Source organism: Mycobacterium sp. 4D054 (assembly GCF_052245755.1).
In the GTDB taxonomy this organism is placed as follows: Bacteria; Actinomycetota; Actinomycetes; order Mycobacteriales; family Mycobacteriaceae; genus Mycobacterium.
Genome location: NZ_JBQQCF010000031.1, coordinates 1 through 17,979, shown reverse-complemented (window position 1 = coordinate 17,979; position 17,979 = coordinate 1). Strand labels below are relative to the sequence as shown.

Annotated in this window: 15 protein-coding genes; 3 read left to right on the top strand and 12 right to left on the bottom strand. The window is 67.5% G+C overall.

Annotated features, from left to right (window positions below; all coding sequences use genetic code 11):
* Positions 1–4 precede the first annotated feature (4 nt).
* From ACTWP6_RS20495 to ACTWP6_RS20440, 12 genes are all read right to left on the bottom strand, one after another.
* The gene (locus tag ACTWP6_RS20495; protein WP_443188642.1) at positions 5–694 is read right to left on the bottom strand and encodes a hypothetical protein; all 690 of its coding nucleotides are present in this window, start codon (positions 692–694) and stop codon (positions 5–7) included.
* Positions 691–1,350, bottom strand: coding sequence for an Mce protein (locus ACTWP6_RS20490; protein WP_443188641.1), 660 nt, complete (start codon positions 1,348–1,350; stop codon positions 691–693). Before ACTWP6_RS20490 ends, ACTWP6_RS20495 begins: the two co-directional genes overlap by 4 nt.
* Before the next feature lie 171 nt (positions 1,351–1,521).
* Positions 1,522–3,021 carry an MCE family protein gene (locus ACTWP6_RS20485; protein WP_443188640.1) on the bottom strand — a complete coding sequence of 500 codons (1,500 nt, stop codon included), beginning with the start codon at positions 3,019–3,021 and terminating at the stop codon, positions 1,522–1,524.
* 1 nt (position 3,022) lies between these two features.
* Positions 3,023–4,177, bottom strand: a complete 1,155-nt coding sequence (locus tag ACTWP6_RS20480) for a virulence factor Mce family protein (protein WP_443188639.1) — start codon at positions 4,175–4,177, stop codon at positions 3,023–3,025.
* Positions 4,174–5,493, bottom strand: a complete 1,320-nt coding sequence (locus tag ACTWP6_RS20475; RefSeq protein ID WP_260754838.1) for an MCE family protein — start codon at positions 5,491–5,493, stop codon at positions 4,174–4,176. The genes ACTWP6_RS20480 and ACTWP6_RS20475 overlap by 4 nt, the downstream gene beginning before the upstream one ends.
* On the bottom strand, positions 5,490–6,842 hold the full coding sequence (locus ACTWP6_RS20470) for an MCE family protein (protein ID WP_443188638.1): 1,353 nt from the start codon (positions 6,840–6,842) through the stop codon (positions 5,490–5,492). Before ACTWP6_RS20470 ends, ACTWP6_RS20475 begins: the two co-directional genes overlap by 4 nt.
* Positions 6,839–7,879: a virulence factor Mce family protein gene (locus ACTWP6_RS20465; protein WP_443188637.1), complete on the bottom strand. Its 1,041-nt coding sequence runs from the start codon at positions 7,877–7,879 to the stop codon at positions 6,839–6,841. The genes ACTWP6_RS20470 and ACTWP6_RS20465 overlap by 4 nt, the downstream gene beginning before the upstream one ends.
* A 34-nt stretch (positions 7,880–7,913) precedes the next feature.
* Positions 7,914–9,362, bottom strand: a complete 1,449-nt coding sequence (locus ACTWP6_RS20460; protein ID WP_260754840.1) for an MCE family protein — start codon at positions 9,360–9,362, stop codon at positions 7,914–7,916.
* A gap of 1 nt (position 9,363) precedes the next feature.
* Positions 9,364–10,218, bottom strand: a complete 855-nt coding sequence (locus ACTWP6_RS20455) for an ABC transporter permease (protein ID WP_260754841.1) — start codon at positions 10,216–10,218, stop codon at positions 9,364–9,366.
* Complete coding sequence (locus ACTWP6_RS20450) at positions 10,215–10,982, bottom strand: MlaE family ABC transporter permease (RefSeq protein WP_260754842.1); 768 nt, start codon at positions 10,980–10,982, stop codon at positions 10,215–10,217. The genes ACTWP6_RS20455 and ACTWP6_RS20450 overlap by 4 nt, the downstream gene beginning before the upstream one ends.
* A 178-nt stretch (positions 10,983–11,160) precedes the next feature.
* Positions 11,161–11,634: a VOC family protein gene (locus ACTWP6_RS20445; protein ID WP_443188636.1), complete on the bottom strand. Its 474-nt coding sequence runs from the start codon at positions 11,632–11,634 to the stop codon at positions 11,161–11,163.
* A 78-nt stretch (positions 11,635–11,712) separates the two neighbouring features.
* Positions 11,713–12,312, bottom strand: a complete 600-nt coding sequence (locus ACTWP6_RS20440) for a TetR/AcrR family transcriptional regulator (RefSeq protein WP_260754844.1) — start codon at positions 12,310–12,312, stop codon at positions 11,713–11,715.
* Between the two features lie 106 nt (positions 12,313–12,418).
* Between ACTWP6_RS20440 and ACTWP6_RS20435 the strand changes: the two genes are divergently transcribed.
* The 3 genes from ACTWP6_RS20435 (at position 12,419) to ACTWP6_RS20425 (ending at position 17,838) form a co-directional block, all read left to right on the top strand.
* Positions 12,419–13,291, top strand: a complete 873-nt coding sequence (locus ACTWP6_RS20435; RefSeq protein ID WP_443188635.1) for an alpha/beta fold hydrolase — start codon at positions 12,419–12,421, stop codon at positions 13,289–13,291.
* 28 nt (positions 13,292–13,319) lie between these two features.
* Positions 13,320–16,250 (top strand): aminotransferase, encoded by a 2,931-nt coding sequence (locus ACTWP6_RS20430; RefSeq protein WP_260754846.1) that lies wholly within the window; start codon positions 13,320–13,322, stop codon positions 16,248–16,250.
* Positions 16,251–16,413: 163 nt separating this feature from the next.
* Positions 16,414–17,838 (top strand): DUF222 domain-containing protein, encoded by a 1,425-nt coding sequence (locus ACTWP6_RS20425; protein ID WP_443188634.1) that lies wholly within the window; start codon positions 16,414–16,416, stop codon positions 17,836–17,838.
* The last annotated feature ends 141 nt before the right edge of the window (positions 17,839–17,979 follow it).

The window sequence follows — 17,979 nt, the reverse complement described above, 5'->3', positions numbered from 1 at the left end:
ACCGCTACACCGGATCGAACTTGGAGATCAGCCAGCGGTCGCCGTCCTTCTCCAGCGTCACCCGCACGCTCGAGGCGGTGTCGGTGGGGGCGTCCGCGCCGACCGACACCGTCTGGTTCACGAACAGCAGCACCACGGCCTCGCTCGGAGTCGCCGACACCGACGCCGCGGCAGGCACCGACGCGACGGCCGAGATCTGCTTCTCCTTGGCGCCGGGGATCACCACGTCTTTGGTCAACGACGTGTAGGCGTCCCGGAATTCACCGGTCAGCAGCTCGCGTGCCGCACCGAGCTGCTGTTCGACGGTGTCGGGCTTATAGGACAGCAGCGCGATCGTGCTGTCGCGGGCCGCTTGCACCGACATCGCAGCGGCGACTTCGCTGTTGCGGATCGAATTGTCGCGCCACTTCAGATATCCCGCGCCCAGCGCGAGCACCAGGGCCAGCGCCGGCAGCACCGCGAACGCCACCACCCGCGACCATGCGATGCCGCCTTTCGGCGCAGGCGCGTCAGCGGCCCCGGCCACCTCGTCAGCCGCGGCGGTCTCGTCGACCGCCTCGGTTTCGTCCGGCCCGGTGGTCTCGTCGGCCGCCCCGGTGTCGGCGGGCTCGGCCGGCTCAGCGGTGTCGGCCTCGACGATCTCGGTCGCGTCGTCGTCGGTCGCGCCGACTGTCACGTCGTTCTTGTCGCTCACGGCACGAACTCCACTTTCGCCACCTTCGCCTCGCCGTCGACGTCCTGCACCGTCAGCCGCATCCGCCACGCCCGCGGTTGCTGTTCGGGTGCGCCGGCGTTCGTGGTCTGCACGGTCACCGCGACCAGCACCTGGGCCTCGTTGTCGCTGGAGGACTCCAGGCCCGCCTCGGCGACGGTGCCGACCGACTTCGACTGAGCCTGCTTGACCACCTCCACGAACGGCTCCGCGCGCCGCTGGAAATCGTCGTAGAACGTGCCGGTGGCCGAGTCCAGAATGCGCTGGACGTCGGCGTCGGCGTTCTGCCAGTCGATGGTCGTCAAATTGAGGGCTCCCTGCCGCCCGACCTGCAAGAAGACGTTTCGCTGTTCCTCGGCCTTGTTGGACTCGTAGGTGCGGTATCCGAGCCAGCCGGTGAGGCCCGCCAGGGCCAGCACGCCGACCGTCCCGGCGATCAGCGCGAGCTTGACATGCGAGATCGGCCTGCGGGGCGCGACCTCATCCTCGACCTCGGCCGCGGCGGCCTCGGAGTCCTGGACCCCGTCCGACTCCGTCTCGCCCGTATCCGCGACCGACGCCGTGGCTTCAGGGCTCTCGCCGGGCGCGCCGACCTCGGTGGTCGACTCCTCCTCAGCGGGTCTCTTCTCGTCTGCCATCAATGTTTCCTCAGCGGCCGGCGGGCCAGATCGGGGTCGGTGCACAGGTCGGTACCAACTTACGTGTCCGACACCATATCGTCGGCGGCCGCGAGCCGATTCGACGCACTGACTATTGACCACCACGTTCGGAACAGTCCCGTGCCCCAGTCGTCCGCAGACAGCGAGCGGTCAGCCCCCGGGCGGGACGAGCATCGACTGCCACGGCCGCTCCCCCGACGCGCCACCGGCAAGGTTGGATTGCGTGTACACCTTCCCGTCCGGACCGACGTATTCGCCAGAGGCGGGGTCGTATTCGGCAGCCGCCACGGGCAGCGGAGGCGTCCCCGGCGGTGGAGGCGTCACTGCGACCGGAACATCCGGTGGCATGTCAGGGATCGGCTCTCCGGACAGCGTGGCGTTCGGATCGCCCTTCCAGTTGTAGCCGTCGTTGAGCGGCACATACACCTCGTCGCTTTCACAGTCCTGCCAGGTCGGGGCGCGTTTGCCCGGCACGGAGACGCACGGCAGGTTGCGGGCGCCGCGGACGTTGAACGGCGCATCCTGCGGGACGCGGCAGTACAGGTTGCCTGCCGGCCTGTCGGGGTAGTCCTCGAAGGTCGGCACGCGACGCTGCTGCGCCGGAAGGAAGCCGGTGGTGCATGGCGGCGGCAACTGCTGGGGCGGCAACGGAATCGGCGCCGGGAAAAACGGGATCGCCAGGTTCAGGTTGAAGACCAGGGCATCACCCATGTAGTCCTGCTTGGTGTTGCGCTTGTGCACGCCGACGGCTTGGGTGACCGCGGTGCCCTGCGGCAGCAGCACCAGTAACTGCTCGAGGCTGGGCTGATAGGTGACCGCCACCTCGCCGACGCTCACCAGGTTGGCCAGCACGATCGGCAACGTCGGTTGCAGCCGGTCGAACAGCGCCCGCACCTCCTCGGCGCCGCCCGGCCCCTTCTCCAGAATCCCGGCCACGGCCGGGTCCTGGTTCTGCAGCTGCCCGGAGATGCTCGCCAGATTCGCCGCCCACGCCTGGATCGAGTCGCCGGTCTCGGTCTGCGAATCGAGCACCGGTTTGGACTGGTCGATCAGCGTGGTCAGCGACTCGAGGTTCTTGCGGGCGTCGATGGCCAGTGCGGTGCTGCCGGTGACCAACCGGCGCAGGTCCGGCCCGAGCCCGCCGACGGCGGTGTAGGCCTCGTCGACGACGGTCTGCAGGTTCTCCTGCGGTATCGCCTCAAGGCCGGTGTTGGTGGCGTTCAACACCCCGTTGATGTCCGTCGGAATCGACGTCCGGTCCATCGGGATGACGTCGCCGTCCTTGAGCACCGGCCCCTCGGCGCTTCGGGGCAGCAACTGCACGAACTGCTCACCGACCGAGGACACGCTGTGGACCTCGGCGTCGACATCGGCGGGAATCTTGACGTCGTCATTCAGCGACAGCACCGCCACGACGCCTTTATCGGTCAGCTGGACGCTCTTCACCTCGCCGACCTCGACGCCGCGATAGGCGACGTTGCCCCTCGGGTACAGGCCACCCGATTCGGGCAGCTCCACGGTCACCCGGTACTGCCCGATGCCGAGGAACGCGGGCAACCGCATATAGGCGAACACCATGATCGCCAGGGCGGTCGTCGCTATGACGGCGAAGATCGCCAGCTGGATCAGGATTCGACGAGTCAGACGCATGCTATGGCCCCTGGTCCCAGCGGTACGGAGCGACCAACGGGTTGCCCGCGGTGCCGGGGCCGCCCGCGATGCACGGGTTGGGGAACTGCCCGATGGTGCGGCCCCACTGCAACTCCAGCCAGGTCAGGTCGCACTCCCACCGGCTTCCGGTGAAGAATCCGGAGTCGATCCTGCTCAGTGTCAGGTCGAGGATCAACGTGAGGTTGGCGTAATCGCCGCGCATCCAGTTGGTCAGCGTCTCCTTGGGGAACGGGAACGTCGGCAGGAAGCTCAGCGCGCGGGTCAGCGCGGGGCCGGCGTCGGCGAGTTCCTCCAGCACCGGGCCCAGGTCTTCGAGCTCGGCAACCAGCGCCTCCTGGGTCTGGTTGACCGAGTCGGCGGCCAGCGCGCTGAACCTCCCCAACTGGGTGAGCGCCTCGGCAAGGTTGTTGCGCTGGTCTCTGAGCACGGCCAGCGCATCGGGGATGGTCCGTAGGGCCTTGTCCACCACGGGCTTCTGCTCCGCGAGCTGTCCCACCAGGTTGTTGAGGCTCTCCGCCGCGGCGATGATGTCGTCCTTCTGGTCGTCGAGGTAACCGATGGCCTTGTCGAGCTGCTCGATCAGGCTGCGCAGGTCGTTCTCCCGACCGGTGAAGGCGGTGCTCAACGCTTCGGTGATGTCCTGGATCTCGCCGATGCCGCCGCCGTTGAGCAGCATGGCGATGGCAGCCAGCGCCTGTTCGGTGGTCGGGTAGGCCCGCGATGACGACAGCGGAATCAGCGAGCCCTCTTTCAGTCTGCCCTGCGGCGCTTCGTCGGTCGGCGGCGCCAATTCGATGTGCAGCGAACCCAGCAAGCTGGTCTGGCCGAGGGTCGCTGTCGCGTTCGCCGGCAGCTCGACGTCGCCGTTGAGCTGCATCGTCACCAGCGCATGCCAGCCTTGACGTTCGATCTTTCTGACGTGGCCGACGTTGACGTCAGCGACCCGGACGCGGGAGTTCGGCTCGATGGTGTCGACCTCCGGCATCTGCGCATGGATCTGAAACGCTCCCGGCCCCGTGCCCTCGACACCGGGCAGCGGAACGGAGTTCAGCCCGCGCCAGTCGGAACAGCCCGCCAGCAACCCGACCAGCACGGTCGCGATGGCAACCGCGCGAAATGCGCTGGCGCGCATCATGATCCTGCTCCATGCGGCACCATCAGGCCCTGCAGGCCGTCAGCCGGGTTGGGCGCGGTGGGCGGCGCCGCCTCCGCGGGCAGGAGCGGCCCCATGGCTGGTGACGGTGGCGCACCCGCCGGCGGCTCGGCGGAAACCGGTTGCGGCGGAATGTAATCGGGGCGCAGCCAGTCCTCGCTGTAGGTGAGCTCATTCGGCCTGGTGGTGGCGCCGACGAAGACGTTCTGCGCGAGCGGCAGGAAGTTGTATTGGCGGTTCTTGATGATCGGCGCCATGTACTGCACGCAAAGTTTCGCCGACTCCTCGGCGCCCAGGCGTGAGGCCGCCTGGATGGCGCCGCACAGGAAGGAGACCGGGTCGGCGAAGTTGTTGATCATCGGCACACTGCTGACCGCGCCCTGGGCGGGTTGCCAAATGTTGACGTAGTTCTGCAGGGTGTTGGGAGCCACGTGCAGGAACTGCTTCACGTCGGCGAGACTGTCCGTCAACGCCTGGGTCACGCCCGCGAGTTTGTCCGACGTGGTGCCCAGCGATTCGCGGTTGTCGGCAACGAATGTCTGGACCTCCCCGACGGCCCTGTCCAGGTCCCGGACCGCGTTGGCCACCTCGTCGGGATCGTCGGCGAGCAGACCGGTCACGCCGGCCAGATTCTGGTTGAGCTGACGCATCAGGTTGGTGCTGTCCTGCAGCGCGGACACCAGGGTCGCCAGGTTCTTGACCGTGGAGAAGATGTTGGTGCTGTTGTCCCCCAGCGCCGAAACGGCTTGCGACAGCTTGATGACGGTGTCCCGGATGTTGGCGCCTTCGCCGCGAAGATTGTCGGCGGTGGTGTTGATGACGGAGCCGAGCGGGCTCACGCCGCCGGGCTCGGTGGGCTGCAATGTGTCGGCCAGTGTCGCCAGCTGCTGGCGGACCTCGTCCCATTCCACCGGGACCGCGGTGCGCTCCCGCGGGATCACCGCGTCGTCCTCCATCACCGGCCCACCCGTGTAGGCGGGGGTGAGCTGGATGGTGCGCGCCGTCACCAGCGTCGGCGACAGGATCACCGCCTTCGCGTCCGCCGGCACCTTGTACTTGCTGTCGTACCAGAAGGAGATCTTGACCGACTCCGGCTGCGGCTCGATGGACTCGATCCTGCCGACGGGCACGCCGACGATACTGACATGGTCGCCTGCATAGATGCCGTTGCTGTTCTCGAAGTACGCGACGGCGTAGGTGCGGCTGATCCGATCGGTGGTGCGCAGCAGCACGACCACGCCACCGACCAGAATCACAGCCAGTGAAGCGATCAGGAGGATCCGGAGGGTGCGCGTCATCGTCCGGCCTCCGCGGATCCGAGATGAGGCGCCTCACCGGGCGCGGGTACCAGCACCGGCGCCGGGGTCGGTCCCGGAATCGACTGCTGGCCCGGTGCCGCCTCGGCGGGCGGCCCCGGCGGCGGCCCGCCGGGGGGCGGCGCCGGCAGCGGCGCGCGATAGGGGTAGCAGCCCGGGCCGGGCAACGGCAGCCCGGGCGGCCCGCACGGCTGGTCGCCGGGATTGCCGGTGATGGCGTCGGGAACCGTCAGTCGCGGCTCGCCGCCCTGCCCTGTCCGGGGGTAGGGCGAAGGCAGTGCCGGTGTGCCCGGCTGGCCGACGGGCGGATCGGTCAGTTCCGAGGGCAACAGCACAGTGGGGTCCAGCCCCAGATCGGAGAACGCGGAGTCGATGAAAGGCTGCAGGAACTGGCCCGGGAGCAGGTTGGCGACATAGGTCTTGAAGAACGGCCCGGACGCCACCGACTCGCCCAGCGACATCGAGTACTGCTGAAGCAGTTGGATGGACTTCTGCAGGCGTTCCTTGCGGTTGTCGATCATCGTCAGCACGCCGTTGAGCTTGTCCAGCGCGGGCCGCAGCGTTTCGCGGTTCTCGGCGATGAAGCCCAGCAGTTGATCGCTGAGCGCAGAGATGTTGCCGGAGATTTGATCAAGGGCGGCGCTCTGGTTCCGCAGCTCGATCAGCAGCGCGTTGCTGTTCGCGACCAGGCTCACGACCTGATTGCTGCGCTCGGCCAGCACCGTCGTGGCCTTCTCGGCGTTGCCCAGCAGGGATCGCAACTCGGCGTCGCGCTCGTTGAGGGTCTCCGAGAACCGCGCGACCCCCTGCACGGCAACGCGCAGTTGCGGCGGGGTGTCGGCGAACGTCGCCGACAGGACCCGCAGCGAATCAGACAGCTGATCGGTGTCGAGCCCGCTGATCGTCATCGCCAGATCGCCCAGCGCGTCGGGGAGTTGGTACGGCGACGTGGTGCGCTCGAGCGGGATCGGACCGTCGAGTTGACCCCCGCCCCGCGAGGTGATCTCCAGCATCTTGGAGCCCAGCAGGCCCTGGGTCTTGATCGCCGCCTCGGTGCGCTCACCGAGCCGGATATCCCGGGCGATGGTGAATGTGACGCGCGCACTTGATCCGTCCAACTCGATGGACTTGACGTCGCCCACGGTGAATCCCGAAACCTGCACGTCTTCACCGGTTTTCAGGCCGCCCGCCTCGGCGAAGTAGGCCGAGTACTCCTTGCCCTGCAGAAACGGCAGCCTGTCGTAGTTCAACGACCCCAGCACGATGCCGATCGTGGCCGCCAGCCCGACGACGCCGACGACGAGTTGGTTGCGTTCACTGAAGGACTTCATCGCGGCGCGCACCTCCCGGTGGACTGGCCGGCGACCTTGACGTACACCGGCTGCCCGCCCTTACCGTTGAGCTTCAGCACGATGTCGCACAGGTAGAAGCTGAAGAAGTCACCGTAGATGCCTTGGCGCGCCAGCGCTTGATACGCGTCCGGGAGCGTGTTGAGGAAGTTGTCGAAGTACTCGTGATCGGCCACCACGATCGCCGCGGAGCGGTCGGTCTCCCGAACCGTCTTGGCCAGCGGCGGACGAGCCTGTGTGAGCAGGTCCGCGACGGTGGCGGCCGCGGCGTTCGTATACGCCAGGCCGTTGCTCAGGTCCTCTTTGCGATCCCGCAGCGTCTGCACCAGGTCGGCGAGCGCGTCGATCGCCTTGGCGAACTGGTCGTTCTGATCACCGAGCGAGCCCAGCACGACGTTGAGGTTGGTGATCACCTGGCCGATCAGCTGGTCCCGGTCGGCCAGCGTGCTCGTAAGGGTCGCAGTCTGCGCCAGGAACGAGTTGATCGTCCCGCCCTGTCCCTGCAGGGCCGAGATCAGCTGACCCGACAGTGCGTTCACCTGCTCGGGATCCAGCGCCCGGAACAGAGGCCGGAATCCACCGATCAGCGCGTCGAGGTCCAGCGCCGGCGCGGTGCGGGCCATCGGAATCGTCTCTCCGGGTTCGAGAGTCGTCGTCGCGCCGGCCCCCTCCTGCAGCGCCAGATAGCGCCCACCGATCAGGTCGTCGTACCGGATGACGGCCCTGCTGCCCTCGGTCAGCACCACCGACTGATCCGCGGTGAACTCGACCAACGCCGTCGTGTCCGGCTGAATGGCGACCTTTTCGACCTTGCCCACCTCGACGCCGGCGATGCGGACGAAGTCCCCGTTCTCCAGCCCGGTCACATTGGCGAACGCAGCCTTGTAGGTGTGGGTCTTCTCCCCGAAACGCATCTGACCGAACACCGCGAACAATCCGAAAACACCGATCAGGCACACAGTCAGGAACGCGCCGAGACGCACGGCGTCGTGGCGCACCCTGGTTGTCAAGCCCGGCATGGCGGTGTACCTCTCCTCGCTCTTGCGACGGCGGTCATGGTTTCGGAGCCGCCTCGCGCGGCAACGGCACGGGTGGTCGGGGCGTCGGCTGCATCTGCGCCGGGTGGTGCACGATGAACGGCTCGGAGCCGGGCCTCGGTCCGGGGTCCCGCGGCGCCATCGGGGGCGGTGCCGGTGGCAGTCCCGGCCACAGCGGGGTGCCGTCCGGTGCGTACAGGTCCGCGCCATAGGCGGGCGCGCCCGGATACGGAACCGGACCGATCGCGGGTCCGCCGAAGAGGTTGCGGATGCTCGGCGGTTCCGGCACCGCCCGGGTGACAGGCAGGTAGTTGGCCCAGGCCGGGAAACCGATGCCCGGATTGGGCCGCCAGTCGATCCCGGTGCCGAATCCGGTGTTGGTGACCAGGTTTCGCACGGGCCAGTTCTTGGCGACGTCGGGCAGCGAACCGCAGCTCGGTTTGCCGCCCGGCCCGCCCTTGGCGCCGATGATCGGCAGGTTGTCCGGGTAGTGGTACGGGTCATCGCCGAGCGTCAGCCCGACGTCGAGCACCAACGTTCGTCCGTTGCCGCCCGGCGCCTCGTAGCCGCCGGTGTCGAGCAGGGTCTTCGCCCCCGTCAGCAGGCAGGTGTAGGACGGGCTGTACTTGTGCAGCAGGTTCGTGGTCGGCTCGAGCACGTTGACGGCCTTGATGAGGTTGGCCTGGTTGGGCGCCAGCAAGCTGATGCCGCTGTTGGAGAGTCCCGTGGTGGCCAGCAGCAGAGCATCCAGCTGGGTGGCGCGGGCGGTGATGGTCGTGCTGGTGGTGCTGAGCGCATCCAGGGTGGTCAGGATGTCCTGCGCGGCAGCGCTGTACGTGTCGTTGAAATCTCGTAGCGCCCGCCAGTCGGCGGCGATCGTGTCGCTGCGCGGATTCAGCTGGAGCAGGACCTGATTCGCGTCGGTGGTGGCCTGGCCGATTCGCTCGCCCTGCCCACGGACACCGTCGGCCAGCGCTGACAGGGTGCTGTTGAGCTTGGCCACGTCGATGCGCTCGATGATGTCGACGATGTTCTGGAACACCGTGTTGGCTTCGACGGTGACATTGCGGGACTCGATCACCTGCCCGGCTTGCAGCTGTCCCTGGGGATTCTCCGGATAGACCAGGTCGACGAACTTGGCACCGAAGACCGTGGTCGCCCGGATCTGACCTTCGACGTTGGCCGGGATGAACGCGATCTTGTCCTTGTCGATCTCCAGCGTCAGCGCCACCGGTTGGCTGCCGCCCTGGATGGCGGAGACCCGCCCGACCTGGACACCGCGCAGCTTGACCTTGGAGTTGGTCTCCATCACCAGGCCCGCACGTTCAGAGGTCAAGGTCACCGTTTCGTGCGGCTTGAACGTGCCGAAGAACAACGAGTACGTCAGCCACAGGGCGACCGCGAGCAGGACGAGCAGGATCAGCGTGTACCACGCCGGATGCAGGCCCTCGTCGTGTTGGTCCATGTCAGCCCGCCAGATTGAAGTTGCCGGACTGGCCGTAGACGGCGAGCGAGAGGAGCACCAGCACGGACGCCGAGACGATCAGCGAGGTGCGCACCGCCCGCCCGACGGCCTCCCCGACGCCTGCCGGCCCGCCGCGCGCGGTGTAGCCGTAATAGGTGTGCACGAGCATGATGATCACCGACAACACGATGCACTGCCCGAACGACCACATCAGGTCGGTGGGGTTGAGGAACGTCTTGAAGTAGTGGTCGTAGACGCCCGTCGACTGGCCGTAGATCACGGTCGTACCGAACCGCGCCGCCCAGAACGCCATCAGCACACCCACGCAGTACAGCGGGATCACCACGAGGAAGCCGGCGACCACCCTGGTCGAGGCGAGGAACGCGATGGACCGGATGCCCATCACCTCGAGCGCGTCGATCTCCTCGTTGATCCGCATGGCGCCCAGTTGTGCGGTGGCGCCGGCGCCGATGGTGGCCGACAACGCGATCGCGGTGGTGGCCGGTGCGATCAGCCGAACGTTGAAGTAGGCCGACACGAAGCCGGTCAGCGCCTCGACGCCGAGTTCGGAGAAGTCGCTGTAGCCCTGCACCGCCACCAGCGCGCCGGTGGTGACCGTCAGGAAGCCGACGATCGCGACCGTCCCGCCGATGACGATGAGCGCCCCCGCCCCGAGCCCCATCTGGGCGACGATCCGGATCAACTCGACGCTGTAGTGGCTGAAGACGTAGCCGACGGAGCGCAATGTGCGGCCGTAGAACTTCGTCTGCACCCCGATGTCGATCCAGGGATCGGCGACGGAGCGGAACCGGCCTTTCAGCCACGGGAACTGGGAATGGGGCCGAGCGACTGTCATAGCGTGATCTTGATCGCTACGGCCGTCGCGACGATGTTGATCGCGAACAGCGCCATGAAGGTGAACACCACGGTCTCGTTCACCGCGTTGCCGACCCCAGCCGGGCCGCCACGCACGGAAATCCCTTTGTAGCAGGCGATCAGACCGGCGGAGAGCCCGAACAACGCGGCCTTCATCAACGCGATCACCACATCGGCGGTACCGATGATCAGCGTCAGGCCCGCCGCGAACGCGCCCGGCGACACGTGCTGGATGTACACGACGAAGAAGTAGGCCCCCGACAGGCCGACGAGGATCACGGTCGCCGACAGCGCCAGCGACACGACCATGGCGGCCAGCACCCGGGGAACCACAAGGGCCTGAATGGGATTGATGCCCATCACCCGCAGTGCGTCGAGTTCCTCGCGGATGGTGCGGGCGCCCAGATCGGCACACATCGCGGTGGCCCCCGCGCCGGCGACCACCAACACGGTCACGATCGGCCCGATCTGGCGGACGGTGCCGAGCGCAGCTCCGGTCCCGGAGAAGTCCGCGGCGCCGAGCTCGGTCAGCAGGATCGTTGTGATGAAGGTGAGCAGCACGGTGTAGGGAATCGTCAGCAGCAGCGTCGGCACAATCGACACCCGAGCGACGAACCAGGCCTGGGAGATGAACTCACGCCACGCAAACGGCGGCTGGAACATCGCCACGAAGGTGTCCAGCGCCATCGAGAAGAAGCCGCCGAAAGCGCGCACGGGCTTGGCGATCACGTCAGAAGCGACCATCTATCGCGCCCCTCCCCGTGTGCACCTCAGCCATCGGTCCTCCGACAACCGGCCTGGCCCCGATTCGGGTGGGGCTGAGGTTACACAGCCGAGGACGCGCAGAACCGTATATCAACAAATTCTGAGCTGGCAATACGAACGCCGTCGGGCGAGCTGAGACCAACTGGATACGTCGTGACTAGATGCTCCGGACGGCGCCTTCGAGTTCGGCGATCACGATCCTGCGCATGCCCAGCATCGCCTTGGTCGCCGCCGCCGCCCGCGCGGGATCCGGATCGCCGATCAATTCACTGAGCCGGTCCGGCACGATCTGCCAGCTCAGCCCGTAGCGGTCCTTGAGCCAACCGCACTGCGATTCCTGGCCACCGTCGACCAGCCGGTCCCAGTAGTGATCGACCTCGTCCTGGTCACGGCAGGCGACGGTGAACGACACGGCCTCGGTGAACGGGAACTGCGGCCCGCCGTTGATGGCGATGAAGCGCTGACCGTCGAGCGTGAACGTCGCCGTCACCACCTCGCCGGGATTCCCGGGGCCGGCGTCGGTGTAGCGCGCGACGCACTCGACGGCGGAGTTCGGGAAGATCGCGGTGTAGAACGCGACCGCCTCCTCCAGGTTGTCGTCGAACCACAGCGACGGCGTGATGGCGGGCATGGCAGCTCCTTCGGTCGAACAGTGTCCTGCCCGTTCCGACTCGGCGACGCCCCGCCACTCATCGGCGGGCGCCGCGATTCACCGTGGGCCGGTGGCTCCGACCGCCCGCAGCGCAAAATCCAGCACCGTCTCCTGGGCCTGCTTGCGGATCTGCGGATCGTCGCTGTTTTGGTTGCCGAGCACCCTGCTGACCACCGCATTGATCGCGACGGCATCGATCTCGGGTTCGGTAAGCGGGAAAGAGCCGTCATGCCGGCCACGGCGCAGGATCTCCGACAGCGACCGCTCACGGTCGGCGTGAAAGCGCTCCCTCAGCTCGCGGTAGCCTCTGGCCGCTCGGACCTCCTCGGAGTCGATGACGGTCAGCTGCAGTCGCTGCTGCGGGTCCACCACGAGGTCGAACACGGCGGCGATCCACGCCGCGAGCTGGTCGGTCGGTGTGCCGACCGCGGCGTCGGCGACCGCGTCCACCGCAGCGACGACCGCCTCGCACTCCTGCTGCAGCAACGCCAGGAAGAGGTCGTCCTTCGACAGAAAATGCCGGTAGAACGCCCGGCTGGACACTCCGGCCCCACGCAGGATCGCCGACACCGGAACAGGTCCGGAGTGCGGTTCTGCCAGGCAGCGGTATGCGGCGGTGATGATGCGCCGTCGATCGTCATCGTGATGACCCCCCATTGTCACAACCGTAAATATTACTGTCCGCAGGGTTGACCCGGCCCCGGGACGGCAACCACCCGCCCGCGCAGTAGCGTGATCGCGGGGACCAGCCGAGAGGACGCCCGTGAGCACCACCTGCAACGAACCAAGGACCGTCACCTTCCGCGGCGCCGAAGACCTGACACTTGTGGCCGACGAGTGGAACAAGCCTGCGGAGACCGCCGGGTTCGACGCCACCCGCCCCTCGGTGCTCATGCTGCACGGCGGTGGGCAGAACCGGTTCTCCTGGAAGAAGACCGGAAAGATCCTGGCCGGTGAGGGTTTGCACGTGGTCGCGCTCGACAGCCGCGGCCACGGTGACAGCGACCGCTCCCCCGACGCGAACTACACCGTCGAGTCGCTGTGTGCCGACACCTGCGCGGTGCTCGACCAGATCGGGCGGCCGACCGTGCTCATCGGCGCCAGCATGGGCGGCCTGACCGGGATTCTGACGGCCCGGCAGGCCGGTGCCGGGCGCGTGGCGCGGTTGATCCTCGTCGATGTGGTGCCGCGCTACGAGAAGGAAGGCAGCGCCCGCATCCGCGATTTCATGTTCAGTCACGTTCACGGCTTCGACTCACTGGAGCAGGCCGCCGACGCGGTGGCCGCGTATCTGCCGCACCGGACGAAACCCCGCAGCCCCGAAGGCCTCAAGAAGAATCTGCGGCGTCGCAACGGCCGGTGGTACTGGCATTGGGATCCGGCGTTTCTGACCAAGCCGAACGAGGACCCGTTCGTGCGGGTCGAGCTGCTCGAGCAGGCGGCGATCGAGTTGACGATCCCGATCCTGCTGGTGCGCGGGAAACTGTCCGATGTGGTGAGCGAGGAAGCGGTGCACGACTTCCTGGCGAAGGTCCCGGCTGCCGAGTTCGTCGAGCTCTCCGGTGCCGGACACACCGCAGCCGGGGACGACAACGACGCGTTCTCGGACGTCGTCACAGAGTTTGTGTTGCGATGAGCGCTCGGGCGAAGAGCATGGTGCACCAGTGAGCGCTCGGGGCTTCAACTTTCTGGAGCAGCCTGAGCTGCCCGCCCCGCAGGTGAGTGAGGCCCAGGCAGCCGACATCCTGTCCACGCACTACGGCATCACCGCGCGTGTGGAGTCGCTGGGCAGCCAACAGGACAAGAATTTCACCGTCCACGCCGACGACGGTCAGATCGTGGGCGTCCTCAAGATCGCCAATCCGGCGTTCACAGCCGAGGAACTGGCCGCACAGGACGAAGCCGCGCAGCTGATCGCGGAGGCCGAACCGGCGCTGCGGGTGTCGGTTCCGTTGGAGAACAAGGCCGGGCAGAAGTGCACGGCCGTCGAGGATTTGGCAGACGGCACCGCGTATGTGCGGCTGCTGCGCTACCTGCCGGGCGGGACGTTGCTACAGTCCGGGTACCTGAGCCCGGAGGCGGTCGCCGGTCTCGGCGACGTCGCCGGGCGCGTGAGCCGGGCCCTGGCGCAGTTCACCCATCCCGGACTGGACCGGATCCTGCAGTGGGACCTGCGATTCGGCATGGATGTGGTGGAGACGCTGAGCTCGCATGTCGCCGACGCGCCGCTGCGGGACCGGCTGCTGGCAGCGGCGCGGGAGGCGTGGGCGCGAATCACCCCGCTCGATGAGAAGCTGCCGCGCCAGGCCGCCCACATCGACCTGACCGACGCGAACGTGGTGGTGTCCCGCGAGGGCGCCCGTGTGCGCCCCGACGGAGTCATCGACTTCGGCGACCTGTCCCACACCTGGGCGGTCTCCGAGCTCGCCATCACCGCCTCGTCGGTACTGGGACATGTTGGTGCCCAAGTTGTTTCTGTACTCCCAGCGATCAGGGCCTTCCACGCCGTACGTCCGCTGTCGGCGGCCGAGGCCGACGCGCTCTGGCCGCTGATCGTGTTGCGGACCGCGGTGCTGATCGTGAGCGGAGCACAGCAGGCAGCGCTCGACCCGGACAACGACTACATCACCGCGCAGTCCGACGGCGAGCGTCGCATGTTCGAGCTGGCCACCTCCGTCCCGGTCGACGTGATGACCGCGCAGATCAAGGCCGACCTGGGATTGGCCGAGACGCGTCCCCCGGTGGCGGTCCAGGCGCAGCTCATCGGCGTGGATCGGTCGGCGGCCGTGAGCCTCGATCTGTCCACGACGTCAGATCTGTACGACGACGCGTTCGACTCGGCTGGATCGCTCCGTCCCGGCACGGACGAGAACGCCGCGCAGGCCGCCCTTGACCGGGGCGCCGCGGTTGTGGTGACGCGCTTCGGCGAGGCGATGCTGTGCCGGGCACCGAGACTGAGCCAGGACAGCCCGGAGGTGGTGGCCACCGGCGTCAGCGTGTGGACTGCCGCCGACACGCCGGTCGCAGCACCGTGGGACGGCGAGGCGCTGCACGACAGCACCGGATCGATCACGTTGCGCGGCACAGATTTCGAGGTGACACTGGTCGGCGTGACTCCTGGGCCCACCGGGGCCGTCACCGCCGGGGAGCTCGTGGGCACCTCGCGTGCGCGCGACCGGTTCGAGGTCAGTGTGCGCCCGGCCGGTGCACCGGCGGCCCCTGCGTTCGTGCGCGCCGAGCTCGCTGCGGGGTGGCTGGCCCACTCCCGGGATCCGCGACCGCTACTCGGCCTCGCACCCCTGCCAGGCCGCGCCGCCGCGGACCTGCTGTCCCGCAGGGACGCGAGTTTCGCTCCGGTTCAAGAGTTCTACTACCGCACACCGCCGCAGATCGAGCGGGGCCGTCGGCACTATTTGATGTCCACCGCCGGCCGTAGTTATCTCGACATGGTCAACAACGTGACCGTCCTGGGCCACGCACATCCGCGGATCGCAGATGCCGCCACCCGCCAGTTGCGCAAGCTGAACACGAATTCACGGTTCAACTACGAGGCTGTTGTCGAGTTCAGTGAGCGGCTGGCCGCGCTGCTGCCCGACCCGCTGGACACGGTGTTCCTGGTCAATTCGGGTTCGGAGGCCAGCGATCTCGCGATCAGGCTGGCGACGGCAGCGACGGGCCGTCGCGACGTGGTCGCGGTCCGCGAGGCCTATCACGGCTGGACATTCGGCACCGACGCGGTGTCGACGTCTACCGCTGACAACCCGAATGCGCTTGCGACCCGGCCGGATTGGGTGCACACCGTGGAATCGCCGAACAGCTTCCGCGGCAAGTTCCGCGGCACTGAGGCTTTCCGCTACACCGCCGAGGCGGTGGCTCAGATCGAAGACCTCATCGCATCGGGGCGCGCGCCGGCGGCGTTCATCTGCGAGAGCGTATACGGCAACGCCGGCGGCATGGCGCTGCCGGACGGTTACCTGCAGCGGGTGTACGCCGCGGTGCGGGCCGGTGGCGGGCTGGCGATCTCCGACGAGGTGCAGGTCGGCTACGGCCGGCTGGGCAACTGGTTCTGGGGCTTCGAACAACAGGACGCAGTGCCCGACATCGTTGCGGTGGCCAAGGCGACCGGCAACGGGTATCCGCTCGGCGCGGTGATCACCAGTCGCGCTGTCGCCGACGCGTTCTCCAGCCAGGGCTACTTCTTCTCGTCGACGGGCGGCAGTCCGCTGTCGTGCGCGATCGGTCTGACCGTCTTGAACGTGTTGCGCGACGAGGGTTTACAGGACAACGCCCGCCGCGTCGGCGAACACCTCAAAGCCCGGCTGGAGGCGCTGCGCGATCGTCACCCGATCGTCGGCACCGTGCATGGGTTCGGGCTGTACCTAGGCGTCGAGATGATCCGGGATGAGCAGTCGCTGGCGCCGGCGACCGAGGAGACCGCAGCGATCTGCGACCGGATGCTCGATCTCGGCGTGGTGATTCAGCCCACCGGGGACCACCAGAACATCCTCAAGACCAAGCCGCCGCTCTGCATCGACGTCGAAGCCGCCGACTTCTACGTCGACACCCTGGATCGGGTGCTGACCGAGGGCTGGTAGCACCCACCGGCAATGGACTGGCGCGGACGCGCCGGCGCCGAAGCCGGCCCGATGAGCATCAGAGTTGAGCCTCAGAATTTTCTTTGGTCACTGTGGTTTCGTGTGTCACTTGCGTTGTGCGCGGGCGGGTTTGTTGTCGGACCCTCGAACTAATGTTCGATATATGGAGTTGGTGTCCGAGGCGGTGGAGGCGATCGTCGAGCAGATCGCCGTGCTGTCCAAAGCCGCCGACGAGCTCTCCCACCGCGAGCTGATTGGCCTGCTGACCGAGTTGACCAGGGTGCTGCGGTCGGTCCCGGCACTGGAGCACAAGGTGCTGGCGCGGCTGACAGACGAAACCGAACCGTCCCGGGTGGGCGCGGCGAGCTGGAAAGAGATGCTGACCACGACCCTGCGGGTCAGTGGTGCTGAGGCGGCGCGCCGGCTCGCCCGCGCCAAGACGTTGGGGCCGCGCCGAGCCATGACCGGACAACCGTTGCCGCCGCTGTGGGAGGCCACCGCCGCCGCCCAGGCTCGAGGGTTGCTCGATGAGGAGCATGTCGCGGTGATCGCGAAGTTCCACCGTAAGCTGCCGTCCTGGGTTGACGTCGGCACCCGCGCCGAGGCCGACCGGCACCTGGCGTGGGCCGGGGCGGGATTGGATCCGGAGAACCTGACCGAAGCCGCGCGGGTGCTGTTGACGATGATCGACCAGGACGGCGCCGAACCCTCCGACAAGGAGTTGGCCGAAAAGTGTGGCATCACGATCAGCAAGCAGCGTCCCGACGGCACGGCCAAGATCTCCGGGGTGCTCAGCCCCGAAGCGCTGGCGATCTGGCAGGCGATCTTCGCCAAAGAAGCCGCCCCAGGCGCCAATCTCCCCGACGACCCCGCGGCAGGTAACAACCCGCCACCCGCCGAGCAGGCATCAGGCGGAGATACCGGGGCGGCGCCGGGCGCTGATCGGCACGCTGAGCCCGACCGCGATGACGGTGGGCGCGATACCCGCACCCAGGCCCAACGCAACCATGATGCGTTGCTGGCCGTGGGACGCAGGCTGCTCGAATCCGGCCAACTGGGCAGCCACAACGGCCTCCCGGTGACGGTGATCGTCTCGACCAGCTTGCAGGAGCTGGAAAAGGGGGCCGGGGTGGCGGTCACCGGCGGCGGATCATTGCTACCGATGCCCGACCTGATCCGGATGGCCGCCCAGGCCCACCACTACCTGTACGTCTTTGACGAGCACACCGGTCAAAGCCTGTATCTGGGTCGGGCCAAACGGTTCGCCAACGCCGCCCAGCGGCTGGTCCTGCATGCCCGCGACCGGGGCTGCACCCGGCCCGGCTGCACCGTTCCCGGCTCGTGGGCCCAGGTCCACCACGCCGTCACCGGCTGGAAAGACGACGGACAGACCAACATCGACGATCTGACCTTCGCCTGCGGACCGCACAACCGCATGATCGAGAACACCGGCTGGACCACCACCAAAAACGCCAAGAACCAGACCGAATGGCACCCACCACCCGAACTCGAGGCCGGCCAACACCGCATCAACGGCTACCACCACCCCGAACGCTACCTACTCCCCGAAAACGACCAAGGCCCGTAACGCCGCCGCATGAGAGTGAACCGCCCCAGGTTCTCCGCCGCTTCTATACGGGTTGCGGCTCTCGGTTGAGGGTCGCGTAATGGGCTTGCTCGAACTCCACGGGGGTCATCATCTCAAGGCTGCTGTGCAGGCGCCTGGTGT

Excerpts from the sequence above, each read along its gene's own strand:
- ACTWP6_RS20450 (WP_260754842.1), bottom strand. The coding sequence starts at position 10,982 with ATGGTCGCTTCTGACGTGATCGCCAAGCCCGTGCGCGCTTTCGGCGGC.
- ACTWP6_RS20445 (WP_443188636.1), bottom strand. The coding sequence starts at position 11,634 with ATGCCCGCCATCACGCCGTCGCTGTGGTTCGACGACAACCTGGAGGAG.
- ACTWP6_RS20490 (WP_443188641.1), bottom strand. The coding sequence starts at position 1,350 with ATGGCAGACGAGAAGAGACCCGCTGAGGAGGAGTCGACCACCGAGGTC.
- ACTWP6_RS20440 (WP_260754844.1), bottom strand. The coding sequence starts at position 12,312 with ATGGGGGGTCATCACGATGACGATCGACGGCGCATCATCACCGCCGCA.
- ACTWP6_RS20470 (WP_443188638.1), bottom strand. The coding sequence starts at position 6,842 with ATGAAGTCCTTCAGTGAACGCAACCAACTCGTCGTCGGCGTCGTCGGG.
- ACTWP6_RS20455 (WP_260754841.1), bottom strand. The coding sequence starts at position 10,218 with ATGACAGTCGCTCGGCCCCATTCCCAGTTCCCGTGGCTGAAAGGCCGG.
- ACTWP6_RS20475 (WP_260754838.1), bottom strand. The coding sequence starts at position 5,493 with ATGACGCGCACCCTCCGGATCCTCCTGATCGCTTCACTGGCTGTGATT.
- ACTWP6_RS20480 (WP_443188639.1), bottom strand. The coding sequence starts at position 4,177 with ATGATGCGCGCCAGCGCATTTCGCGCGGTTGCCATCGCGACCGTGCTG.
- ACTWP6_RS20485 (WP_443188640.1), bottom strand. The coding sequence starts at position 3,021 with ATGCGTCTGACTCGTCGAATCCTGATCCAGCTGGCGATCTTCGCCGTC.
- ACTWP6_RS20460 (WP_260754840.1), bottom strand. The coding sequence starts at position 9,362 with ATGGACCAACACGACGAGGGCCTGCATCCGGCGTGGTACACGCTGATC.
- ACTWP6_RS20425 (WP_443188634.1), top strand. The coding sequence starts at position 16,414 with ATGGAGTTGGTGTCCGAGGCGGTGGAGGCGATCGTCGAGCAGATCGCC.
- ACTWP6_RS20465 (WP_443188637.1), bottom strand. The coding sequence starts at position 7,879 with ATGCCGGGCTTGACAACCAGGGTGCGCCACGACGCCGTGCGTCTCGGC.